Source organism: Allobosea sp. R86505, assembly GCF_042466375.1.
Lineage (GTDB): Bacteria > Pseudomonadota > Alphaproteobacteria > Rhizobiales > Beijerinckiaceae > Allobosea.
On the sequence record NZ_JAXHPY010000001.1, the window covers coordinates 3,910,756 to 3,932,191 of the forward strand.

Sequence of the window (21,436 nt, forward strand, 5' to 3'; positions counted from 1 at the left end):
GCGATCGAAGGGTGCGGCCGACCGCGCATGGAATCCGGGGATGACGGCCGCATGACAGACATCGTCACCGAACCGTCAAGCAGCCGTCACCCTTGCGTCGCAAGGCTTCACTAGCCGCTGACCCATCGTCAAACGGGAGACCGCCCCATGCTGAAGCCCATCGCCGTCGCGCTGCTCGCCGCAGCGGCCGCCTTCGCCACGCCTGCCGCCCAGGCGCAGGACGCGATCCGCTTCGCCGTCACCGACATCGACGGGGCGGAATCGCTCCAGCGCGAATTCGGCCCGTTCAAGGCCGCCTTCGAGAAGGTCGCCGACGTCAAGGTGCAGTTCTTCGCGGTGTCCGGCCGCACCGCCGCGGTCGAGGCGATGGCCGCCGGCCAGGTCGACTTCGTGCTGACGGGACCTGCCGAATATGTCGTGTTCAAGGCCCGCACCCAGGCGGTGCCGGTGGTCGGCTGGCAGCGTCCGGACTATTTCAGCCAGGTCGCGGTGCTCGCGACCGGACCGATCAAGAGCGTCGCCGATCTCAAGGGCAAGACGATCTCCTTCGGCGAGATCGGCTCGACCTCGCAGCATCTCGGGCCCGCGCAGGCGCTCGCCGATTTCGGCCTGAAGTACAATGTCGACTACAAGCCGATCTTCGTGAAGCGCAACGTCGCGGTCGAGGCGATGAAGCGCGGCGACATCGCCGCCATCGGCCTCAACCTCACCCATCTCCAGCGCATCCGCGAGAGCGACAGCAAGACCGGCTTCACCGTGGTGGCGCGCGGCCGCGACCTGCCCAACGACGTGATGATCGCCAGCCCCAAGGTGAAGCCCGAGATCGTCGCCAGGGTGCGCAAGGCCTTCCTCAACCACGGCACGGAGCTGATGAAGGCGGTCGTCACCGGCACCGACGACAACCGCAAATTCACCGGCGGCGTCTTCCTGCCCGAGGTCAAGGACAGCGACTACGACTATGTCCGCTCGATCTACGCCACGATCGGCATCACCGAATTCAACAAGTTCATCGAGTGATGACATCCTCGCCCGCCACCGGGCCGATGATGACGGGGGCCGGCGCCCCCGTCATCGCTATTGACGGCCTGCGCAAGAGCTTCGGGCCCCGCACGATCATTGAGCGGCTCAACCTCTCCGTCCCGGCCGGCGAGTCGCTGGCGCTCATCGGGGCGAACGGCACCGGCAAATCGACGCTGCTGCGCATGATCGTGCGGCTGGCGGAAGCCGACCAGGGCCGGCTGAGCGTTCTCGGCGAGACGGTCGGCGATCTCAGCGGATCGGCGCTGAAGCGTTTTCGGGCGCGGGTGGGCGTCGTCTTTCAGAAGCACAATCTCGTCGCGCGGCTCAGCGCGCTGTCCAATGTCGTGCATGGCGTGCAGGCGCGTCGCTCCGGCCCGCGCACATGGGCCCAGTCGCTCGCGCCGGCCGCGGTGCGCGACGAGGCGATGGCCTGCCTGGAGGCCGTCGGGCTGGCCGACAAGGCACTGCAACGGGCCGATTCCCTCTCGGGCGGGCAGTCGCAGCGCGTCGCCATCGCACGCATGCTGATGCAGCGGCCCGAGCTGGTGCTCGCCGACGAGCCCGATGCGAGCCTCAACCCGCGCGCCGGCCGCGAGATCATGGAGCTGTTGTTCCGGCTGACGCGCGACAAGGGGCTGACCCTGGTCTTCGTCTCCCACCACATGGCGCATGCGCTGCGCTTTTCCGACCGCATCGTCGGGCTTGGTGGCGGCACGATCGCGCTCAACCGCCGGGCCGGTCATTGCACCGAGGCCGAACTCGCCGCCTTCTTCGAGGAGCCGGGCGACCGCTCCGAGCCCCAAGAGGAGCCGGCGCGCGCGCCGGCGCCGGTTTTCGCATGAGCCTGCCCCAGACTGCACGGCCGACCTTCGCCGTCGACCGCTTCGAACGCCCGAGCGCCGTCGCCTTCATGGGCGGTTTCCTGGCGCTGGCGCTGGTGATCTGGTCCTTCAGCGGCTCCGAATTGTCGGCCGAGAAGCTGATCCGCGGCATCCCCTATATGGGCAACATCCTGACCCGGATGTTCCCGCCCGATCTGAGCCGCATCGAACAGATCTTCTGGTCGCTGGCGACGACCTTCCAGATGGCGGTGTCGGGCTGCGTGCTCGGCCTGATCCTGAGCTTTCCGCTGGCGATCCTCGCCGCCGACGGGCTCTCGCCGCATCCGATCGTGCGGACGCTGGCGCGCGGGCTGATCGCCTTCTTCCGGACGGTGCCGGATCTGATCTGGGCGCTGTTCTTCGTCATCGCCGTCGGGCTCGGCCCCGCGGCCGGGGTGCTGGCGCTGATGATCGACACGATCGGCTATGCCGGGCGCTTCTTCGCCGAGGCGATGGAGGAGACCGACAAGGGCCCGCGCGAGGCGCTCTCGACGATCGGCGCGAGCAAGACCGGTCTGATCTTCTCGGCGGTGGTGCCCAATGCGATGCCGTCCTTCATCGCGACCTCGCTGTTTTGCGTGGAGAAGGCGACGCGGGCCTCGGTCGTGCTCGGGCTGGTCGGCGCCGGCGGCATCGGCGTCGAGCTCAAGGTGGCGTTCGACCTGTTCGACTACGACACCGCGCTGACGATCATCCTGGCCGTCTTCGCACTGGTGGTCGCGGTCGAGCAGATCGGCGGCTGGCTGCGGCGCCGCATCATCTGAAGGCCGCAGGCTCGCGTCGGCCGACTACGGCCCTCCCTGCAAAGGGCGGCCGGCTTGCTCAAACGGCTAGCTCGCGAGAATGGCGACACCCGCCAGCGCGAGCCCGCCGCCGGCGACGCGGGCGAGCAGCGGCGCACGCGCCGCCAGCAGGCCGGCCAGCCCGAGGCCGGCACCGTGCAGGGCAGCGGTCGCCAGCACGAAGCCGAGCGCATAGGCGAGCCCGCTCGAGCCTTGCGGCAGTTCGGCGCCATGGGCATGACCGTGGAAGATCGCGAAGATCGCGCAGGCGGCTGCGCCCGCCGCCAGCGGCGGCGTCGCCCGCAGCGCGATGGCGAGGCCGAGTACGACGACGGAGACGGCGATGCCGATCTCGACGCCGGGCAAGGCGGCCCCGGACATGCCCCAGAGGCCGGAGAGGACCATCATGCCGACGAAGGCGAGCGGATAGGCCAGCCGCGCCCTCCCGCCGGTGAGCCCGGCCCAGAGGCCGACCGCGACCATGGCAAGCACGTGGTCGACGCCGAAGAGCGGATGCATTAGGCCGGCCCCGAAGCCATGCACGGCGCCGACGCCGGTATGCGCCAGGGCCGGCCCGGCGAGCGCCGTCGCGATCACCACCGGCCCCGTCCGTCTTGCCATCGCGCGCATCGCCGTCTCCCCTGCATGTCCGTCACGCGGCCGGAGCGGCCCGCAGGCCACCCGCCATCTCGATGAAGTCGATGACGACATCGACGCCCTCGCCCGCCTTGGTGTTGGTGAAGGCGTAAGGCCGCTTGCCGCGCATCGTCTTCGTGTCGCGTTCCATGACTGCAAGATCCGCGCCGACATGGGGGGCAAGATCGGTCTTGTTGATGACCAGCAGGTCGGAGCGGGTGATGCCGGGGCCGCCCTTGCGCGGGATCTTCTCGCCGGCCGCGACGTCGATCACATAAATCGTCAGATCCGCCAGTTCGGGCGAGAAGGTGGCGGCGAGATTGTCGCCGCCGGACTCGATCAGGATCATGTCGAGGTCGGGAAACTTGCCGCGCATCTCCTCGACGGCCGCGAGGTTGATCGAGCAATCCTCGCGGATCGCGGTGTGCGGGCAGCCGCCGGTCTCGACGCCCATGATGCGCTCCTGCGGCAGCGCGCCGGCCACCGTCAAAAGCCGGGCATCCTCCTTGGTGTAGATGTCGTTGGTGATGGCGCAGAGGTCGTAGCGGTCGCGCATGCGCTTGCAGAGCACCTCCATCAGCGCCGTCTTGCCGGAGCCGACGGGGCCGCCGATGCCGACGCGGAGAGGGCCGTGGGGAGAGCGCGACATCTTTGAAATCCCTTGACGGTCAGGCGGTGCAGCAGGCTGGTGCGGCCCGGAGAGTGGATGACGGTGGTTGCAATTCGCGCGCCGCGCTCACGAGCGGAACAGCCGCGAATACTGGGTCTCGTGGTGCAGCGAGGCGAGATCGGAGCGGAAGGCGCAGCCGCCGAGATCGTCCAGCGTCGCAGGCTCGGCTTCCGCAGCCGCCGCCTGGACGGCGGGAACCAGCGCGGCGGTGAGCCTCTGTCCGTCGGTCTGGCCGACGATGCCCAGCCGCACCGAGGCCGAGACGAGATTGGCGACGAAGGCCAGCCCATAGGCCTCCAGCGACGCGGCAAGCGGCAGGGCATGCCCCGCGCTGGCCGCCGCGACGGCGACCGGATAGGCGACGTCACCCGGCCAGACCCGCTTCAGGCGCTCGATCGCCGCGCAGGGCCAGGCGGCCCGCAGCGCCGCGACGAAGGCATTGCCCTGGGTCACCGTCTCGAGCCGGCGCTCGGCGGAGTTCGCCAACGCCAGCGCCAGTTCGGCGATCTCGCCGAGCGCCGCATCGTCGCCGGCCTCGATGGCGCGAGCGGCACAGGCGAAGAGGATCAGGTCGTTGCGCAGCGAGCCATGAACGACCAGCGCCTCGAGCCAGTCCCGCAGGGTTTCGGCGTCATGCAGGTCGCCGCATTCGAAGGCCCATTCGAGGCCGTGCGAATAGGCGAAGGCGCCGACCGGAAAGGACGGCGACAGCCAGATCATCAGGGGCAGATGGGCCGCCATGCGGGCTGTTCAGTGATCGTGGCTGTGGCCCTTGGGGCCGTGTTCGGCGCCGTGCTTGTGGCCATGGTCGTGATGGGCGTGATCGTGGCCGCAGCCGCAGGCGTCGCCATGGGCATGCGCATGGCTATGAGCCTCGGTGTGCGCATGGGGCTTATGGCCGTGATCATGGGCGGCATGATCGTGACCATGATGGGCGTGGTCGTGGCCATGGTCGTGGTGGTCATGACCATGGCTGTGGCCATGGGCGTGGCTGGGATGGTCGCAATTGGCGTGATCGTGGTCATAGGCGCCGCGCTCGGGCTGGAACGGGCGCATCACCGCGTTCATCGCGCAGCCCTGGCCGCGGACCATCTCGGCCAGCACATGGTCGTTCTCGATATAGATCGCGTCGGCGGTGATCTCGGCCGGCGTATGCCGGTTGCCGATATGCCAGGCGACCCGCATCAGCCGCAGCGGGTTTTCGGCGCGGATTTCCAGCAGGCTCTGCGGCGCGGCCTTGACCAGGACCAGGCGGCCATCCTCGAGCTTGACGGCGTCGCCGTCGCCGAGCGCGGTCGCCTTGTCGAGATCGAGCAGGATGCCGAGCCCGCCATCGGCCTTGAGCGCGAGGCGGCGGCGGTTGCGGTCGTCATGGTCGAGCGTCAGCGTATCGACGACGCGGTCTTGCCTGACGGCGGCCTTGCGAACGACGGAGGTGGCGCGAAGCATGATGATGAAGTCCGTGACTGAAGCGACGATCAGAGGCGGTCGATCGACCGCGGTTCCATCACTTCGATCACCGGAGGCGCCGTGACGCAAGCCCTCGCGGCCTCCAGAAAGGCGCGCATGTGCGGCGAGGTCATGTTGCGGTCGATGTCGGCGCGGGTCTCCCAACTCTCGAACGACACGAAGCGGCAGGGCCGCGTCAGGCTTTCATGGATCTCGTAGGCGAGGCATCCGGGCTCTCGGCAGGTGGCTTCGATGCAGGTGCCCGCGGCGGCGACGAACTCTTCCCAGGCATCGGGGCGAACCTCGATGCGGGCGATGACGATAAAGGGGTCGGACAACAGGCCAGGCTCCGGACGGCAACGGATGTGAGTCCGGCTACACGGTGGAGCAGGCGGCGGATGCAGTATGGCTCAGGGTAAGCCCGCGCCGATCTGCGACAGCGAACGCTCGATCGGCTTCGCCCAGCCCTCGCGGCCGCGAGCGCTCGCATCGGCCATGGCATCTGAGAGGGCAAAGGGGGCGGTCTCCCGCAGCGCCGCGACGAGCGCCGCTGCCTGTTCAAGATCCTTGCGGCTCTTGGCCGCTTCGTGAGCCCCGCGCTTCTGGGCCAGCATCATCTTGTGGACCGCGAACCGCGCCGGCTGCGGCAAGACGATGGGAATGCCGGCCCCATGCAGGACCACGGCGGGAACCGGTTCGAAAATCAGCCAGTCGAGATGCTGAAGAGGGATGGCTCCGGCGGCCAGCCGGCGCAGCGGCATCGGATTGCGATCCGTGCGGCGTCTCTGGGGTGTCAGGAGATCGACGACGAAGTTTTCGGCATTGCGAAATCGCGCCGGCGGCGCCTTTACATCGAGGCCCGGCAGGCCGGCAAAGGTCTTGTCCGCCCTGTGCAGGATGCCCAGCAGGCTTTCGCCCTCGCTATCGCCCTGCAGAGCGAGATCAGCGGTCGCCAGGTCGGCATCCTGCGTCATCACGGTCGCAGACGGCAGGATCGTCCCGAGCAGCGGCGCGTAGCACTGATAGGCGGCCGTTCCCACGAGCACCGCCCCGCGCCGGAACAGACCGGCCTGCGACACGGCATCCAACACCTTGCCGAGGATCGGCGCGGGCGCGGGAATGAGGCGGCGCAGCGTCGAGACCAGCCTTCGCCGTTCCTGCCGGTGGGCCATTTCCGTTCTGGCCGCTTCGGCACGCGCCTGCACATCGGGATCGTCGCCACGTCCGAGATGCTCGATCGTCCGGCTCGCACCGACCCAGCGCTGGAGGCGCAGATATGCGATGCCACCCACAGTCGTCGCCACGACCGTGGCCTCGTCCGGCGACGCCATCTCGACCTGCTGCTGCAGATCGGCATAGAGCGTCTGGATGTTCAGCGGGATGCGCTTCATTTCGTTTTAGTAGCACGATTGATCGTTCGTGCTACTAAATCCCTCATCGCTCTCGGCTGGCAGCTGATGGACGCCGCGACATAAGCTCCGCATCCGATAGCTTGTTCATGAACTAAAACAGGAAATAGCGCTGCGCCAGCGGCAGCTCCTTGGCGGGCTCGCAGACCAGCAATTCGCCGTCGGCGACGACCGCATAGGTCTCGGGATCGATCTGGATGTCGGGCGTGGCGTCGTTGTGGATCATGCTCTTCTTGGAGATGCCGCCGCGGGTGTTCTCGACCGCGACCATCTCCTTCTCGGTGCCCAGCCGGTTGCGCAGCCCGTTGGCCATCGCCGCCTGCGAGACGAAGACCAGCGAGGTCGAAGTGACCGCCTTGCCGAAGGCGCCGAACATCGGGCGGTAATGCACCGGCTGCGGCGTCGGGATCGAGGCATTGGGGTCGCCCATGGGCGCGGCGGCGATCATGCCGCCCTTGATGATCAGATCGGGCTTGGCGCCGAAGAAGGCCGGCGACCAGATCACGATGTCGGCGAGCTTGCCGATCGCGATCGAGCCGATATGGCGGGATATGCCATGCGCGATGGCCGGGTTGATCGTGTATTTCGCGACATAGCGCTTGGCCCGGAAATTGTCGGCGCCGGTGCCGACATCCTGCGCCAGCGTGCCACGCTGGACCTTCATCTTGTGGGCAGTCTGCCAGGTGCGGGTGATGACCTCGCCGACGCGGCCCATGGCCTGACTGTCGGAGGACATCATCGAGAGCGCGCCGAGATCGTGCAGGATGTCCTCGGCGGCGATCGTCTCCTTGCGGATGCGGCTCTCGGCGAAGGCGAGATCCTCCGGGATCGACGGCGACAGGTGATGGCAGACCATCAGCATGTCCAAATGCTCGTCGAGCGTGTTCACCGTGAAGGGCCGCGTCGGATTGGTCGAGGACGGCAGGACGTTCTCCAGCCCTGCCACCTTCATGATGTCGGGCGCATGGCCGCCGCCCGCCCCTTCGGTATGGAAGGCGTGGATGGTGCGGCCCTTGAAGGCGGCGATCGTGTCCTCGACGAAGCCACTCTCGTTGAGCGTGTCGGTGTGGATCATCACCTGCACGTCGTAGTCGTCGGCGACGGAGAGGCAGTTGTCGATCGCGGCGGGCGTCGTGCCCCAGTCCTCGTGCAGCTTCATGGCGCAGGCGCCGGCCTCGACCATCTCGACCAAGGCGCCGGGCAGCGCCGCGTTGCCCTTGCCGGCGAAGGCGAGGTTCATCGGGAAGGCGTCGGCGGCCTTGATCATCTGGCCGAGATGCCAGGGGCCGGGCGTGCAGGTCGTCGCCAGCGTGCCATGGGCCGGGCCGGTGCCGCCGCCGAGCATGGTGGTGAGCCCGCTCATCAGCGCATCCTCGATCTGCTGCGGGCAGATGTAGTGGATGTGGCTGTCGAAGCCGCCGGCGGTGACGATCTTGCCCTCGCCCGCGATGACCTCGGTGCCGGGGCCGACGATGATCGTCTCGGCCGGGTCGAAATTGCCGAAGCCGCTCTGGATGTCGGGATTGCCGGCCTTGCCGATGGCGCAGATGCGGCCGGCACGGATGCCGATATCGGCCTTCACGATGCCCCAGTGGTCGAGGATCAGCGCGTTGGTGATGACAGTGTCGACCGCGCCGTCGGCATTGCGGACCTGGCTCTGGCCCATGCCGTCGCGGATGACCTTGCCGCCGCCGAATTTCACCTCCTCGCCATAGGTGGTGAAATCCTTCTCGACCTTGATGACGAGTTCGGTGTCGCCGAGGCGCACCGTGTCGCCGGTGGTGGGGCCGAACATCGCGGCATAGGCGTTGCGGGGGTAGTTGAAGGGCATGGGCTTGAGCCTCAGCGCGGGACGGGCGAAAACATCTGGGTCATCTCGGCGGCGTCGCCATCGAAGGTCAACGTCGTCTTGCAGCCAGATGCAAGATTCGCGACACCGATCAGGCAGTCGGGAAACTGCGCCTTGCCGGCCTCGAATGCGCCGATCGCCTGTTCGACGAGCGTCGGCTGAGGCACGATGAAGTCCGGCGCCTCAAGAATATTCCGCAAGCGCACGGCGATCTCCGCCCGTGAGCGTTTATATCGTCGCTCGAGGGTCCAGGCGAATTCGCTCAGAACGATGTGATTGACGAATAGCGGCTGTTCGGCAGCCTCGTCGAGCAGCCGCTCGACGGCTGCCGTCTGCCGCTCATCCGTGAGATCGACGGTTCGCACCAGGATGTTGGTGTCGATCCCGCGCATCAGCGACCCGAGCGCACACGCTCTTCCTGCTCGTTCATCGCTTCTGTCACAGAATCGTCGATGTCGGCCTGCGTCAGCGGACGGCCCAAGGTCAGCGGCGGCAGGAGTTCCCGCAACTCGCGGATGCTCCGGCGCCGCTTCGGCACGACCTTGAGCTCCATGTCGTCCGTCAATTCGAAGCGCAATTGGTCGCCAGAACGCAGGTTGAGCGCCTGCCGGATCTCGGCCGGCAGCGTGAACTGCCCTTTCGACGTGAGGGTCGCGTCAATCGTGATCGACATCACCAGCCTCCGCCTTCGCCTTACATTGACCCAATGTAAGGCGGCTCCCGAAGTAAGGCAACAAATGCCCTACAGTTTCCCCATCACCTCCTGCCGGAAGCCATAGACCTCGCGCTTGCCAGCGAGCGCCACGAGCCGGACCTCGCGGGTCTGGCCCGGCTCGAAGCGCACGGCGGTGCCGGCCGGGATGTCGAGGCGGAAGCCGCGGGCCTTGTCGCGCTCGAAGGACAGCGCCGGATTGGCCTCGAAGAAATGGTAGTGGGAGCCGATCTGGATCGGCCGGTCGCCGGTGTTGGAGACGGTGAGCGAGAGGCTCTCGCGGCCCTCGTTCATGACGAGGTCGCCCGGCAGCGTCGTCACCTCGCCGGGCTTCATCGCGTCGGAGGCGCCACGGATCGGCTCGTGGACGGTCACGAGCTTGGTGCCGTCGGGAAAGGTCGCCTCGATCTGGACGTCGTGGATGAGGGCGGCGATGCCGTCCATGACCTGGTCGGCCCGCACCACATGGGCGCCGGCCTGCATCAGGTCGGCGACGGACCGGCCGTCGCGCGCGCCCTCGACGACGAAGTCGGTGATCAGCGCGACGGCCTCTGGGTAGTTCAGCTTGACGCCGCGCTCGAGCCTGCGTCGCGCGACCATGGCGGCCATGGCGACGAGCAGCTTGTCCTTTTCGCGCGGCGTCAGATTCATTGCTTGCCCTTCTCTTCGTCCTCGTCGGCGCCGTCCGAATCCTCGTCCTCGCCGTCCTCGTCTTCCGACTCGTCTTCGTCCTCGACGCCGAAATCGGCATATTCATAGGCGAAGACGATCTCGCCCGTCGCGGGGTCGAAGGCGCTGGAGGTCGATTCCTCGAAGGCTTCGATCAGCATCTCGGCGTCGTCGGGCCCGTCGACATCGAAGCGACGAACCGCCTCCTCGCCCTCGCCGCTCAGCGCCAGTTCGATCGCCCAGCCCCGCGCGCCGGTGTCATAGATGCATTTCAGACCCTGGATCGCCAGCATGATGCTCTCCTCAAGTTGACCAGGTGCGCGGCAGCGCACGGCCGGTCAGATGCCCGAGCAGCGTGACGAGCACGCGACGCAGGGCCTGGGCATCGGGGGAGAGAAGGCGAACGACCAGAAGCTCCGAGACGACTCCGGCGCCGAGCTCGACCGCGCCGGCCTGCGAGTCCCCGGCGAGCGCGCGGACGGGCTCCAGCCTGCCGGCGAGGTCGCCACCGGCAACGAGGACCGTCGCGGCGGCACGGGCGCCGGCGCCGATCGCCGAGCGCCCCAGCGTCTGCGCGATCGCGCCCTCCAGCCGGACATCCTCGGCGAAGATGAGCCGCCCTTCGCGGCGGATGCGCCAGCGGTCGCGCAAAGCGCCGCGCTGCACGCTCTCGCCCATGGCGCTGCGGCCGAAGAACACGCTCTCGCAGGCGACCAGCCGGGCATCGGCGGCGAGATCGACGGTGAGGTGGCGATTCAGGCGCGCGCCGGAGAACAGGATGCTCTCCTGAGGCACCCAGGCCAGCGCGGCACCGGAGGCGACGGTCAGGCGGGTCTCGATCCGGGTGTCGGCGCCCTGGCTGCGGTAGATCTTCTCGGCCGCCTGGGTGGTGACGATCGCCTCGCTGCCGGGGCCGAGATCGACCGTCACGCCCATCGCGTCGCCGCCGGCCATGCCGCCGCCGGTGTTGATCAGCACGGCCTCGCTGGTCGCGTCGAAGGTGGTGGGAAAACGGGCGCGGTAGCCGCCGGATTCGGAGAGGTCCAGCCGCAGCGTCTGCGCACCGACGCGGCCGAAGCGCAGCGCCACCCCGCCCGCGGCGCGGACATAGGCGGGAAGCAGCGGATCGGAGGCGGCCGGAACGGGCGGCGCGTACATGAAGGTTCCCGGAGCGGGCTGGCGAAGTCGAACGATGCTGCAATCTTCCGCGCGCGCCGTTTCCCGGCAAGAGCCTCGCCCGCCTCGGCTGCCCAAATGATGGGCAATCGCCGCCTCGCCAGCGATCAGCCGCGCTGCGCCAGAAAGGCCTCGATCTCATCGCGTCGCGGCGCGCCGGCCCTGCCGCCGAAGCGGGTGCATTTGATCGCCGCGGCCGCCGAGGCGAAGCGGATCGCCGCGCGCTCGCTTTGCCCCTCCGCCAGCGCGAGCGCGAAGGCGCCGTGCCAAACGTCGCCAGCGCCCAGCGTATCGACGGCCTCGACCGCGAAGGCGGGCAGATGGGCGACGGCCCCGTTCTCGACGAAGAGCACGCCATCCTTGCCGAGGGTCACCGCCAGCCAGGTCGATCCCTCGCATGCGATCCGGGCGAGGCCGGCGCGGGGGTCCGCTTCGCCGGAGAGTTCGGCGAGCGCCTGGGCGCTGAAGGCGACATGGCTGGCGGTTTCGACCAGGTCGGGATGGGGCGGCTTGCGGTCACCGTCGAGCACACCGGGCACGCCGGCGGCGCGGGCCAGCCGCAGCGCCGCGAGCGCGCCCTCGCCCCAGCGCGTATCGGCGAGCACGGCCCGCGCCCCCTCCGGCAAGACCGTCGGGAGCCAGTCGGTGTCCTCCGGCATCTCCGGATCGGAATAGGAGATCACCATGCGCTCGCCCTGCGCATCGACGAGGATGGCCGAGACCGGCGAGCGCAGGCCGGGCACGCGGCGGGCGAAGCCGGTCTCCACGCCCTCGCGCATGAGGTCGGCGACGATTTCATCGCCCGGCAGATCGTCGGCGAGGCGCGTCGCCAGCCAGCAGCGACCGCCGAGCCTGGCGATCGCGACCGAGGCATTGCCGGCGCAGCCTCCGCCGACCACGGCGAGGCCCTTCGAGCGATATTTCTCGCCTCGAGTAGGAAGGGTCTCGACGCTATAGACATAGTCCAGCGTCGAGATGCCCAGGCAGAAGACGCCGGTCATGGGCGTGACGGCACAGATTCGGCGCCGAAGCGGACGCCGTCGATATCGGTATGGACGAAGTCGTTACCCTTGTAGGCGAGTTTCAATCCCGAGGTCCGGGCGGCCGCATAGGCGAAGCAATCGCCCATGTTTAGGCGGGCGGGGTGGCCCGTAAGGTGATGGTAGCGAGCGGCGCAGTGGTGGGCGGCCGCTCCGACATCGTCGTCGATCGAAACTCTCTCGACACCGAGGGCTTGGAGAAAATCGAGGACCTCGAAATGCGCGTCCGCAATCAACAGGCCCCGCAGCTTAGCGAGCCTGCACGACGCCTCGAAAATGGCGACCTGTGACGTCGCCATGGTTTCCGTATCAATCATCGCCGCCTTGAGAGCAAAGGCTTCGGGTTCGCCGGCCAACACGGCAATGATCACGGACGCATCGAGAAACATCACGCGTCGCCGTATTCGCGGTCGAAGAACTCCTTGTGCGTCAGCCCATCATCGACCAGCGGAAATGCAGCCAAGCGCTCCTGAGCGCGCCGAAAGGCCCTTTCAACCTGCTGGCGCCGCGCCTCAATCCGCTTGAGTTCGTTCTCAACGGCCCGGCCAATCGCTCCCTGCAGCGTTGTCCCCGACTTGGCCGCCAGCTCCCGAACCTGCCGATCAATCTTCTCGTCTCTCACGAGAATACCCATGACTACCTCCGTGATATCACTCCATGATATCACGGAGGTAGTCAGACGCCAATCGTCACCAAACGCCGGTGTTCGGCATGCTCGCCCAAGGCTCCGCCGGGGGCTTCGGATCGCCCTTCTGGAGCAGTTCGATCGAGATATTGTCGGGCGAGCGGACGAAGGCCATGTTGCCGTCGCGGGGCGGGCGGTTGATCGTGACGCCGGCCTTCATCAGCTTGTCGCAGGTGGCGTAGATGTCGTCGACCTCATAGGCGAGATGGCCGAAATTGCGCCCGCCCGTGTAGGTTTCGGGATCCCAGTTGTAGGTCAGTTCCAGCGTCGGGCGGCCGCGGCTGCCCTGCTGGCGCACCGTCTCGACCTCGTCGGGCGCAGCCAGGAAGACCAGGGTGAAGCGCCCCTTCTCGTTCTCGATCCGGCGGGTTTCGACGAGGCCGAACTTGTTCACGTAGAAATCAAGCGAAGCCGCGAGATCCGTCACGCGGACCATGGTGTGGAGATAGCGCATCGTTGTTTCAACCTCTTACGAACATTGCGCAATTTGCGCTGGCGTGGAACGTCTGTTTGCATCAGGCTAGCACGATCTTTTTGTTGATGCCCGACACTTGCGCGACCTTGTATTTGGCACTCACGACGCGAACAAGCGCGGCACCTCTGCATCGAGGTCAAGCCTGATGGAGTTGCCCCGATAGCGAGCCCTGCCTCGCTCATTTTCTCCCGCATGGTCTCGGCGTGGGAACTGACCTCTAATAGTTCGGATTAGACAGCTCGGATTGTCGCAGCGATTCAAGGTCGCGGGCCGCGTCACCGAGACTGCCAGTCGGGTGCACATCGCGTTCGCCAGCGCCTGCCCGGGCTTCATCACCCTTGAAAGCCTGATCGTCATAGGCCCGACATGACGCCGACCGTCATCGACCTCGCCACCGCTCGGGGCGCAACACACCTCTCCAGCGAGCAGAATCAGGCGCCATTGACGTAAGGTAGTACTCCACTTGGGGGATGTCGGTTTATGGGAGACAAGCACATTAACACCGTCTGTTTCGTATGTTTTAAATAACTCAGCCTAACCTGCGCTTGAAACCGGTTGCTTTGCAGGGTTTCACCCAATGACCCGTGTCGAGGATTTGCATTGTGGCGACTGGCGAATGGAGGCCCAAGTGGCCAGTCGTTTTTTTGATTGTGGCAATTTTCGCCATTTTGATCATTCTTTTGATCGGTGCAATTGTTTATCCTGAGCTTGCACCCATTCTAAAGCTGGAAAGACACCCAGACAGTTTTTACGAGAACAGGATCAGAGAAACGCCCTCCATGCTTCTGTTTGCTGCTGGGGTAGCAATGGTGGTGGCGATCATCAGCAGGCTTCTGAAATAACGGATCGGCGATTGGGCGGTGAGGGCTGATATGGTCCGTCCGCCGCCACAGTCCGACACTCAAAACCGCTCTTCAGGTTGCAGCCCACGCCGCGGTGAAAAATCAGCAACGCAAAACCGCGACCGCCTTCACGGAAGGCGCCGAAATCCAGATCCTCAACAATAAGTGCGGCGATTACCACCCTTGCGGATTCCACTTATTGAACCGGGCCAGTCCGAATCGCCCCATGCGCGACCGTCTGGAGATAACGCATGTCGGTCATCCACCATGGCTGGCCTTGCGGAGCCGGGCTCGTGATGGCGGGGCCCGTCGGTCGGGACCGGGTTGATCCTGCCGTTGAATCGGGCGAAAGCATCGCCGCTCGTGAACACAGTTCCAAGACGCAGACGGCAGGACAGGCCATGAGCTCAACGCAAGACGGCCTGGAGGGCACGCCCGTCCGCGCCACCGCCGCCCAGATGGCGCAGATCAAGCAGCGGGCCGCGATCCTCTCGGTGATGGCGACGCTGCTGCTCACCGGCGCCAAATTCGTCGGCGCGATCCTGTCGGGCTCGCTCGCCCTGCTGACGGACGCGCTCCAGGGCCTGATCGACGTCGGCTCGACGCTGTTCACCTGGTTCGCCGTGCGCGTCTCGGACAAGCCGGCCGATGACGAGCACCATTACGGCCATGGCAAGGTCGAGGCGCTGGCGGCACTGGTCGAGACCGCGATCCTGTTCACGCTGGCGGGCGCGATCCTCTGGGAAGCCGGCAACCGGCTCTGGACGGGGCTGATCGAGACCGTCTCGGTCACGCCCATCGTGATCGGCATCATGCTGCTCTCGATGGTGGTGGATGCGATCCGCTGGCGCTCGCTGACGAAAGTCGCGAAGGAGACCGGGAGCGAGGCGCTGGCCGCCGAGGCGACGCATTTCTCGGCGGATTTCGTCGGCTCCGCCCTCGTTCTGGCCGGCCTGATCGGCGTTTGGTATGGCGTCGCCCGGGCCGACACGATCGCCGCCTTCGCGATCGCGGCCTTCACCGCGCTGTCGGCCTACCGGCTGGGGCGGCGGACCATCGACACCCTGCTCGACGCAGCGCCCAAGGGCGTGAGCGAGCGCCTGCGCGAGGGCGCCGAGGGCGTGCCCGGCGTGGTCGGCGTCAACTGGCTCAAGGTCCGCCCGACGGGCGGGCGCATCCATGGCGAAATCGGCATCACCGTCTCGCGCACGCTGCCGCTGGAGCGGGTGGCGGCGATCCGCGAGGCGCTCACGGCGGAGTTCGAGCGGATCGAACCCGGCGCCGCGATCGCTGTCACGACCGACCCGGTGCAGGTCGACGACGAGACCGCGCTGGAGCGCGTGCTGCTGATCGCGCTCAAGCTCAAGATCCCGGTGCACCACGTCTCGGTGCACACGATCGGCCAGCGGCTCTCGGTGAGCCTCGACATGGAGGTCGAGGCACGGCTGCCGCTTGGCCAGGCGCACGAGATCGCGACACGGCTGGAGGCCGCTATCCGGGACGAATTCGGTGGCGAGACCGAGGTCGAGACGCATATCGAGCCGATGGAGACGGGTGCGCCAGCCGGCCATGGCGCGGCCTGGGAGACGGTCGAGGACATCGGCAAGGCGCTGGCCAGCGAGACCGCGACGCTGAAAGGACCGATCCACGACATCCACAATGTCAGGGTCCGCCAGACCCTGAACGGCCTGGTGGTGAACTACCATTGCCGCGTCGACCCTGCCCTCGACGTCGCCTCGGTCCATGCCGCCGTCGACCAGATCGAGCGGGCGATCAGGATCGCGCGGCCGCAGGTCTGCCGCTTGGTCAGCCATGCCGAGCCGACCATTGCGGGACCGGCAAGCTAGGAGCAGGCCCTGTCGGGCACGCTCCTGGCTGAGCGACGCGGCGCACCCTTTCGGCCGTCGGGTCGGCGGGCTACAGACCACCTCAATGATCCGGCGCGCCGGATGACCCGAAACGCCGCATTTTCCGAGTTCCGCATGCGCTCCGACGACACCCCGCTGATCCGTCTCGAGGACTACCGCCCGTCCGACTGGCTGATCGACACGGTCGATCTCGACATCAGCCTGCACCCGACGAAGACGCGCATCCGCTCCCAGCTCGCCCTGCGCCCCAACCCGGCCGGGCGGCCCGGCGCGCCGCTCGTGCTCGACGGCGACGAGTTGAAGCTCGTGGCGATCAGGCTCGACGGGCTGCTGATCGACGATGCCGCCTACAGCGTCACCCCGCAGCAGCTGACGTTGCATGCCCCGCCGACGCGGCGCTTCACGCTGATGATCGACACCGAGGTCGACCCCTCCGCCAACACCAAGCTGATGGGGCTCTATCTCTCCTCGCATGTCTACTGCACCCAGTGCGAGGCGGATGGCTTCCGCCGGATCAGCTATTTCCTCGATCGCCCCGACGTGATGTCGGTCTACACGGTGCGGCTGGAGGCCCGGAAGCTGATTGCGCCGGTGCTTCTGTCGAACGGCAACCGCGTGGCCGCGGGCGAATTGCCCGGCGGAGAGCGGCATTTCGCGGTCTGGCACGACCCTCACCCCAAGCCCGCCTATCTCTTCGCCCTGGTCGGCGGCGCGCTCGACCATGTCCGGCAGAATTATGTCACCGCCGAGGGACGCAGCGTCGAACTCGCCGTCTATGTCGAGCCCGGCAAGGCCGACCGCGCCGGCTGGGCGATGGACTGCCTGGTGCGCTGCATGCGCTGGGACGAGCGCGTCTTCGGCCGCAATTACGATCTCGACGTGTTCAACATCGTCGCCGTGTCCGACTTCAACATGGGCGCGATGGAGAACAAGGGCCTCAACATCTTCAACGACAAATACGTACTGGCCGACCCGCAGACCGCGACCGACGGCGACTACGCCTCGATCGAGGCGATCATCGCGCATGAGTATTTCCACAACTGGACCGGCAACCGCATCACCTGCCGGGACTGGTTCCAGCTCTGCCTGAAGGAAGGTCTCACCGTCTTCCGCGACCAGGAGTTCTCCGCCGACGAGCGCTCGCGGCCGGTGAAGCGCATCGCCGATGTGCGGACGCTGCGCACGACGCAGTTCTCCGAGGATGCCGGGCCGCTCGCTCACCCCGTCCGCCCGCGCGCCTACAAGGAAATCAACAACTTCTACACGCCCACCGTCTATGAGAAGGGCGCGGAGGTGATCCGGATGCTCAAGCTGCTGGTGGGCGAGGCCGCCTTCCGCGCCGGCATGGACCTCTATTTCGAGCGCTGCGACGGCACGGCGGCGACGATCGAGGATTTCCTCGCCTGCTTCGCGGAGAGCTCGGGCCAGGACCTGACGCATTTTGCGCGCTGGTACGAGCAGGCCGGCACGCCCACCATCGTCGCCTCGGGCCGCTACGACGCGGCGGCGCGCAGCTACACCCTGGATCTGGCGCAGAAGACGGCGCCGACGCCCGGCCAGCCGGAGAAGCAGCCCGTTGTCCTGCCGGTCGCGCTCGGGCTCGTCGGAGGCCGAGGCGACCTGCCGCTCGCGACGGCGTCCGAGGCCTATGCCGGCAACGGGGTCGTCATCCTCGACCAGCCGTCGCTGTCGGTGACCTTCACCGATGTCGCCGAGCCGCCGATCCCCTCGCTGCTGCGCGGCTTCTCCGCCCCGGTGCGGCTCGAACTCGATCTCGACGAAGCCGCGCTGCTGCGCCTGTTCTCGGCCGACAGCGACCCGTTCAACCGCTGGCAGGCCTGGCAGACGGTGGCGATGCGCGCGCTCGTCGAGACCGGACGCGACCCCGGCCGCCTCGACGCCCTCGCCGGCACAGGCGAGGCCCTGGCTGCGGGACTGCGCGAATTCCTCAAGACCGAGGCCCCCGCCGACCCCGCCTTCGCGGCGCAGGTCCTCCGGCTGCCGGCGCTTGGCGACGTCGCACGCGAGATCGGGCGCGATGTCGACCCCGATGCGATCCAGGCGGCCCATCGCCGCCTCTCGACCGAGATCGGTCGCCAACTCGGGCGCGATCTGCTGGAGCTTCGCGAGCGGCTGGCCTCGGCGGCGCGCTACAGCCCCGACGCGGCCTCGGCCGGCCGGCGGGCGCTGCGCAACGAGGTGCTCGGGCTCATCGCGCTGTCCGCCCCCGACAGCGGCGCGCAACTGGCGGAGGCCCAGTTCGCGGCCGGCGACAACCTGACCGACCGGCTGGCGGCACTCGCCGCGATGACGCTGATCCCAGGCAACGGTCGCGAGGCCCTGATCGCGCGGTTCGCCAAGACCTATGCGGCCGAACCGCTCGTCCTCGACAAATGGCTGATGGCCCAGGCGCTGATCCCCGAAAGCGGCACGCTCGACCGCGTGCGCACGCTGATGCAGCACCCGGCCTTCTCGCTGACGAACCCGAACCGTGTGCGCGCGCTGATCGGCGGCTTCGCGGCCAACCTGACCCAGTTCAACCGCACGGACGGCGAAGGCTATGCCTTCCTGGCGGAGATCGTGATCGCACTGGATCGCACGAATCCGCAGGTCGCCTCCCGGTTGCTCGCCTCGTTCAAGAGCTGGCGGATGCTGGAACCGCGGCGCAAGGCCCTCGCGGAGGCCAAGCTGGCGATGGTGGCGCGGACGCCCAACCTCTCCCGCGACGTGGCCGACATCGCCGAACGGACGCTGGCCTGAGAAGGTTAACGGCAGCCTGTCGAAAAGGTTAACGTTTCATTACGCGCACAAGATTCAATCACTCCCACGCCACAACCTGAAGGCGAATTCGACGTCTCCGATTCAACTCCTGGCTAGACAAATCTTGTCACTCGGATTCAACTGAAAGTGATTCGCGGGGATGCGGCACGTCTCCCGATCTACTGACGGCAAGGTATCCGAAGGGGGACGGGCATGACGCGTGCCAACGCGGACTGCGCAACTGTGCGCGCAGATTCGATTCTGGGTGTCGCACGATCGCTGACACATCCACTGTACCAGCGTTTTGAGTCCCTCGAGCCGACATTCCGCACCGTTATCCCCGGTCTCGTCGCCCTCTTTATCCTCCTCCTCGCCACCGGCGGCGCCATCCAGACGACGGCGATGCGCGAGGACGCGCTGGCCGATGCCGCCGGCGACATGGACCTCGTCTCGGCCCTGCTCGCCCGCGAACTCGACAGCGCCTCGCAGCGTGGGGTCGCTCCCGCGGCCGTGCTCGCCTCCCTCGCGTCCCGCCACCTCGCCGCGCATGGGCGCATCGTGCATGTGAGCGCCGAGGACGGACACGTCATTTCCAGCCAACCCGCCATCGGGCAGACCAAGCGAAGCCTCGTCGACTTTCTCGGCCCGACACAGCCGCTCACCGCCTTCGGCGACCGAGCCGGGGTCATGCGGATCATCCTGCCCGACGGCGTCGAGGCCATCGCCGCGGTCCGCAACCTCGCCGCGCCGCTCGGCCAGGTCGCGGTGCTGCACCCGGTCTCCCGGGTGCTGTCGATCTGGCAGCAGCGGCGCAGCGGGCTGGCGCTCCTCTTTGCGACCGCCGCCCTCGTGCTGACCGCCATCACGATCGGCTTCATCGTGCAATCGCGCCGGGCACGCGCCGCCGACGAGGATTGCGACTGCATCCGCGAGCGCATCGACACGGCGCTGAACCGCGGCCATTGCGGCCTCTGGGACTGGGACCTCGCCCGCGGCCGCATCTACTGGTCGGATTCGATGTACGCCATGCTCGGTTATGCCCGGATGGGACAGTACATGTCCTTCGGCGAGGTCAGCGGCTTCATCCACCATGACGACGTCGACCTCTATGCGCTGGCGGACGCGATCAGCCGCGGCGAAGCCAGGCATCTCGACCAGGAGTTCCGGGTCCGCGACAGCGCCGGCAACTGGATCTGGCTCAAGGCCCGCGCCGAACTCGTCGTCGACCGGCGGACCCAGGCGCAGCACCTCGTCGGCATCGTCGTCGACATCTCGGAGCAGCGCCGCATGGCCGAGCGCACCGCCACCGCCGATGCCCGCCTGCGCGACGCTGTCGAAGCCATCTCGGAAGCGTTCGTCCTGTGGGATGCCGACAACCGCCTCGTCCTGTGCAACGCCAAATACCAGCAGCTCCACAAGCTGCCGCCCGAACTCGCCATCGCCGGCGTCTGCCATGACGAGATCATGCGCTCGAGCGCCCAGCCGAGCATCGACCAGGAGCCGATGCGCTTGACGCGCGGCCATGATGGCTCGTCGTCCTACGAGGCCCGCCTGTCGGACGGTCGCTGGCTCCAGATCAACGGGCGGCGCACCAAGGACGGCGGCTCGGTCTCGGTCGGCACCGACATCACCAAGCTCAAGCAGCAGGAGGAGCGGCTGACGCAATCGGAGCACCAACTCCTGATGCATGTCACCGATCTCAAGGCCTCGCGCCAGAAGCTGGAGGCGCAGGCGCAACAGCTCGCCGACATGGCCGAGCGCTATCTCGAGCAGAAGGCTGCGGCCGAGAGCGCCAACCGCGCCAAATCCGAATTCCTGGCGAATATGAGCCACGAGTTGCGCACGCCGCTCAACGCCATCATCGGCTTCTCCGAGATTATGCGGGACGGCCTCTTCGGCCAGCTGGACGACAAGTACGGCGACTATGTCCGCGACATCCACTCGAGCGGCGGATACCTGCTGCGCTTCATCAACGACATCCTGAACATGTCGCGGCTGGAATCCGGCAAGGTCAGCCTCGAGAAATCCGACATCGCGATCGGGCTCGTCATCGACGAGGCCGTGCGGGAGGTGCAGGACGAGATCGACCGCAAGGGCCTCGCGCTCACCATCGAAGGGCCGCGCGACACCCATCTCGAGGCCGATCCGCACGCGCTCTTCCAGATCCTCGGCAATTTGCTCGACAACGCCGTCAAATTCACCCCCGAGGAGGGCCAGGTCGCCATCCGCATCCGACCCGTCCCAGGCGCCGTCAACATCTTCGTCGAGGACAGCGGGATCGGCATTCCCAGGGACAAGATCCACCGCATCGGCCGGCCTTTCGAGCAGGTTGAGGGCGACCTCACCCGCAGCTACAAGGGCTCGGGCCTCGGCCTCGCCATCGCCCGCTCGCTGGCGGAACTGCATGGCGGGTCGCTGCGGCTGCGCTCCGCGATCGGCGCCGGCACCATCGTCATGGTCCATCTGCCGCTGGATGGCGGCGCCGGCCGGGTCATGGCCCGGGCGGCCTGACC

At 67.3% G+C, this 21,436-nt stretch carries 24 protein-coding genes; 8 read left to right on the forward strand and 16 right to left on the reverse strand.

The annotated features are described in order from the left end of the window. The first annotated feature begins 147 nt into the window (after positions 1–147). From SJY11_RS18870 to phnE, 3 genes are read left to right on the forward strand one after another with little or no spacing between them, the layout of a single operon-like run. On the forward strand, positions 148–1,017 hold the full coding sequence (locus SJY11_RS18870; protein WP_376988282.1) for a PhnD/SsuA/transferrin family substrate-binding protein: 870 nt from the start codon (positions 148–150) through the stop codon (positions 1,015–1,017). After that, positions 1,017–1,862 (forward strand): phosphonate ABC transporter ATP-binding protein, encoded by an 846-nt coding sequence (locus SJY11_RS18875; RefSeq protein ID WP_376988283.1) that lies wholly within the window; start codon positions 1,017–1,019, stop codon positions 1,860–1,862. The genes SJY11_RS18870 and SJY11_RS18875 overlap by 1 nt, the downstream gene beginning before the upstream one ends. Continuing rightward, the gene (gene phnE, locus SJY11_RS18880) at positions 1,859–2,665 is read left to right on the forward strand and encodes a phosphonate ABC transporter, permease protein PhnE (protein ID WP_376988284.1); all 807 of its coding nucleotides are present in this window, start codon (positions 1,859–1,861) and stop codon (positions 2,663–2,665) included. The genes SJY11_RS18875 and phnE overlap by 4 nt, the downstream gene beginning before the upstream one ends. A gap of 66 nt (positions 2,666–2,731) precedes the next feature. On the opposite strand, the gene SJY11_RS18885 is transcribed toward phnE, so the two are convergent. From SJY11_RS18885 to SJY11_RS18910, 6 genes are all read right to left on the reverse strand, one after another. Further along, entirely contained in the window at positions 2,732–3,313 is a 582-nt protein-coding gene (locus tag SJY11_RS18885) for a HupE/UreJ family protein (protein WP_376988285.1), read from the reverse strand. A gap of 22 nt (positions 3,314–3,335) precedes the next feature. Next, complete coding sequence (ureG, locus tag SJY11_RS18890; protein ID WP_376988286.1) at positions 3,336–3,968, reverse strand: urease accessory protein UreG; 633 nt, start codon at positions 3,966–3,968, stop codon at positions 3,336–3,338. An 87-nt stretch (positions 3,969–4,055) separates the two neighbouring features. Further along, the gene (locus tag SJY11_RS18895; protein WP_376988287.1) at positions 4,056–4,730 is read right to left on the reverse strand and encodes an urease accessory protein UreF; all 675 of its coding nucleotides are present in this window, start codon (positions 4,728–4,730) and stop codon (positions 4,056–4,058) included. 9 nt (positions 4,731–4,739) lie between these two features. Next, the gene (locus SJY11_RS18900; protein ID WP_376988288.1) at positions 4,740–5,438 is read right to left on the reverse strand and encodes an urease accessory protein UreE; all 699 of its coding nucleotides are present in this window, start codon (positions 5,436–5,438) and stop codon (positions 4,740–4,742) included. A gap of 29 nt (positions 5,439–5,467) precedes the next feature. Beyond that, a complete protein-coding gene (locus tag SJY11_RS18905) occupies positions 5,468–5,776 on the reverse strand; it encodes a putative quinol monooxygenase (protein ID WP_376988289.1) in 309 nt (102 codons plus the stop codon). A 72-nt stretch (positions 5,777–5,848) separates the two neighbouring features. Further along, entirely contained in the window at positions 5,849–6,643 is a 795-nt protein-coding gene (locus SJY11_RS18910; RefSeq protein ID WP_376988290.1) for a GSU2403 family nucleotidyltransferase fold protein, read from the reverse strand. A gap of 24 nt (positions 6,644–6,667) precedes the next feature. Between SJY11_RS18910 and SJY11_RS18915 the strand changes: the two genes are divergently transcribed. Continuing rightward, on the forward strand, positions 6,668–6,913 hold the full coding sequence (locus SJY11_RS18915; protein WP_376988291.1) for a hypothetical protein: 246 nt from the start codon (positions 6,668–6,670) through the stop codon (positions 6,911–6,913). A gap of 28 nt (positions 6,914–6,941) precedes the next feature. Here SJY11_RS18915 and ureC read toward each other — a convergent pair whose 3' ends face one another. From ureC to SJY11_RS18965, 10 genes are all read right to left on the reverse strand, one after another. Further along, on the reverse strand, positions 6,942–8,678 hold the full coding sequence (gene ureC / locus SJY11_RS18920; protein WP_376988292.1) for an urease subunit alpha: 1,737 nt from the start codon (positions 8,676–8,678) through the stop codon (positions 6,942–6,944). Between the two features lie 11 nt (positions 8,679–8,689). Further along, on the reverse strand, positions 8,690–9,088 hold the full coding sequence (locus tag SJY11_RS18925; protein ID WP_376988293.1) for a PIN domain-containing protein: 399 nt from the start codon (positions 9,086–9,088) through the stop codon (positions 8,690–8,692). Continuing rightward, positions 9,088–9,369: an AbrB/MazE/SpoVT family DNA-binding domain-containing protein gene (locus SJY11_RS18930; protein WP_376988294.1), complete on the reverse strand. Its 282-nt coding sequence runs from the start codon at positions 9,367–9,369 to the stop codon at positions 9,088–9,090. The genes SJY11_RS18925 and SJY11_RS18930 overlap by 1 nt, the downstream gene beginning before the upstream one ends. A 69-nt stretch (positions 9,370–9,438) precedes the next feature. Then, a complete protein-coding gene (locus tag SJY11_RS18935; protein WP_376988295.1) occupies positions 9,439–10,059 on the reverse strand; it encodes an urease subunit gamma in 621 nt (206 codons plus the stop codon). Continuing rightward, positions 10,056–10,370 carry a hypothetical protein gene (locus SJY11_RS18940; RefSeq protein WP_376988296.1) on the reverse strand — a complete coding sequence of 105 codons (315 nt, stop codon included), beginning with the start codon at positions 10,368–10,370 and terminating at the stop codon, positions 10,056–10,058. The genes SJY11_RS18935 and SJY11_RS18940 overlap by 4 nt, the downstream gene beginning before the upstream one ends. Before the next feature lie 10 nt (positions 10,371–10,380). Continuing rightward, complete coding sequence (locus SJY11_RS18945) at positions 10,381–11,235, reverse strand: urease accessory protein UreD (protein ID WP_376988297.1); 855 nt, start codon at positions 11,233–11,235, stop codon at positions 10,381–10,383. Positions 11,236–11,360: 125 nt separating this feature from the next. Next, positions 11,361–12,254: a PfkB family carbohydrate kinase gene (locus tag SJY11_RS18950; protein ID WP_376988298.1), complete on the reverse strand. Its 894-nt coding sequence runs from the start codon at positions 12,252–12,254 to the stop codon at positions 11,361–11,363. Continuing rightward, positions 12,251–12,682, reverse strand: a complete 432-nt coding sequence (locus SJY11_RS18955) for a type II toxin-antitoxin system VapC family toxin (RefSeq protein WP_376988299.1) — start codon at positions 12,680–12,682, stop codon at positions 12,251–12,253. The genes SJY11_RS18950 and SJY11_RS18955 overlap by 4 nt, the downstream gene beginning before the upstream one ends. Further along, complete coding sequence (locus SJY11_RS18960) at positions 12,682–12,927, reverse strand: type II toxin-antitoxin system VapB family antitoxin (RefSeq protein WP_376988300.1); 246 nt, start codon at positions 12,925–12,927, stop codon at positions 12,682–12,684. The genes SJY11_RS18955 and SJY11_RS18960 overlap by 1 nt, the downstream gene beginning before the upstream one ends. Before the next feature lie 55 nt (positions 12,928–12,982). Continuing rightward, a complete protein-coding gene (locus SJY11_RS18965) occupies positions 12,983–13,432 on the reverse strand; it encodes a VOC family protein (RefSeq protein WP_376988301.1) in 450 nt (149 codons plus the stop codon). Positions 13,433–14,055: 623 nt separating this feature from the next. Here SJY11_RS18965 and SJY11_RS18970 point away from each other — a divergent pair. The 4 genes from SJY11_RS18970 (at position 14,056) to SJY11_RS18985 (ending at position 21,434) form a co-directional block, all read left to right on the forward strand. After that, the gene (locus tag SJY11_RS18970; RefSeq protein WP_376988302.1) at positions 14,056–14,295 is read left to right on the forward strand and encodes a hypothetical protein; all 240 of its coding nucleotides are present in this window, start codon (positions 14,056–14,058) and stop codon (positions 14,293–14,295) included. A 401-nt stretch (positions 14,296–14,696) separates the two neighbouring features. Next, the gene (locus SJY11_RS18975) at positions 14,697–16,142 is read left to right on the forward strand and encodes a cation diffusion facilitator family transporter (protein ID WP_376988303.1); all 1,446 of its coding nucleotides are present in this window, start codon (positions 14,697–14,699) and stop codon (positions 16,140–16,142) included. A 135-nt stretch (positions 16,143–16,277) separates the two neighbouring features. After that, on the forward strand, positions 16,278–18,923 hold the full coding sequence (gene pepN / locus SJY11_RS18980) for an aminopeptidase N (RefSeq protein ID WP_376988304.1): 2,646 nt from the start codon (positions 16,278–16,280) through the stop codon (positions 18,921–18,923). A 402-nt stretch (positions 18,924–19,325) separates the two neighbouring features. After that, on the forward strand, positions 19,326–21,434 hold the full coding sequence (locus tag SJY11_RS18985; RefSeq protein ID WP_376988305.1) for a PAS domain-containing sensor histidine kinase: 2,109 nt from the start codon (positions 19,326–19,328) through the stop codon (positions 21,432–21,434). The last annotated feature ends 2 nt before the right edge of the window (positions 21,435–21,436 follow it).

Excerpts from the sequence above, each read along its gene's own strand:
- SJY11_RS18870 (WP_376988282.1), top strand. The coding sequence starts at position 148 with ATGCTGAAGCCCATCGCCGTCGCGCTGCTCGCCGCAGCGGCCGCCTTC.
- SJY11_RS18875 (WP_376988283.1), top strand. The coding sequence starts at position 1,017 with ATGACATCCTCGCCCGCCACCGGGCCGATGATGACGGGGGCCGGCGCC.
- phnE (WP_376988284.1), top strand. The coding sequence starts at position 1,859 with ATGAGCCTGCCCCAGACTGCACGGCCGACCTTCGCCGTCGACCGCTTC.
- SJY11_RS18885 (WP_376988285.1), bottom strand. The coding sequence starts at position 3,313 with ATGCGCGCGATGGCAAGACGGACGGGGCCGGTGGTGATCGCGACGGCG.
- ureG (WP_376988286.1), bottom strand. The coding sequence starts at position 3,968 with ATGTCGCGCTCTCCCCACGGCCCTCTCCGCGTCGGCATCGGCGGCCCC.
- SJY11_RS18895 (WP_376988287.1), bottom strand. The coding sequence starts at position 4,730 with ATGGCGGCCCATCTGCCCCTGATGATCTGGCTGTCGCCGTCCTTTCCG.
- SJY11_RS18900 (WP_376988288.1), bottom strand. The coding sequence starts at position 5,438 with ATGCTTCGCGCCACCTCCGTCGTTCGCAAGGCCGCCGTCAGGCAAGAC.
- SJY11_RS18915 (WP_376988291.1), top strand. The coding sequence starts at position 6,668 with ATGCTCGATCGTCCGGCTCGCACCGACCCAGCGCTGGAGGCGCAGATA.
- ureC (WP_376988292.1), bottom strand. The coding sequence starts at position 8,678 with ATGCCCTTCAACTACCCCCGCAACGCCTATGCCGCGATGTTCGGCCCC.
- SJY11_RS18925 (WP_376988293.1), bottom strand. The coding sequence starts at position 9,088 with ATGCGCGGGATCGACACCAACATCCTGGTGCGAACCGTCGATCTCACG.
- SJY11_RS18930 (WP_376988294.1), bottom strand. The coding sequence starts at position 9,369 with ATGTCGATCACGATTGACGCGACCCTCACGTCGAAAGGGCAGTTCACG.
- SJY11_RS18935 (WP_376988295.1), bottom strand. The coding sequence starts at position 10,059 with ATGAATCTGACGCCGCGCGAAAAGGACAAGCTGCTCGTCGCCATGGCC.
- SJY11_RS18940 (WP_376988296.1), bottom strand. The coding sequence starts at position 10,370 with ATGCTGGCGATCCAGGGTCTGAAATGCATCTATGACACCGGCGCGCGG.
- SJY11_RS18945 (WP_376988297.1), bottom strand. The coding sequence starts at position 11,235 with ATGTACGCGCCGCCCGTTCCGGCCGCCTCCGATCCGCTGCTTCCCGCC.
- SJY11_RS18950 (WP_376988298.1), bottom strand. The coding sequence starts at position 12,254 with ATGACCGGCGTCTTCTGCCTGGGCATCTCGACGCTGGACTATGTCTAT.
- SJY11_RS18955 (WP_376988299.1), bottom strand. The coding sequence starts at position 12,682 with ATGTTTCTCGATGCGTCCGTGATCATTGCCGTGTTGGCCGGCGAACCC.
- SJY11_RS18960 (WP_376988300.1), bottom strand. The coding sequence starts at position 12,927 with ATGGGTATTCTCGTGAGAGACGAGAAGATTGATCGGCAGGTTCGGGAG.
- SJY11_RS18965 (WP_376988301.1), bottom strand. The coding sequence starts at position 13,432 with ATGCGCTATCTCCACACCATGGTCCGCGTGACGGATCTCGCGGCTTCG.
- SJY11_RS18975 (WP_376988303.1), top strand. The coding sequence starts at position 14,697 with ATGAGCTCAACGCAAGACGGCCTGGAGGGCACGCCCGTCCGCGCCACC.
- pepN (WP_376988304.1), top strand. The coding sequence starts at position 16,278 with ATGCGCTCCGACGACACCCCGCTGATCCGTCTCGAGGACTACCGCCCG.
- SJY11_RS18985 (WP_376988305.1), top strand. The coding sequence starts at position 19,326 with ATGCGCGAGGACGCGCTGGCCGATGCCGCCGGCGACATGGACCTCGTC.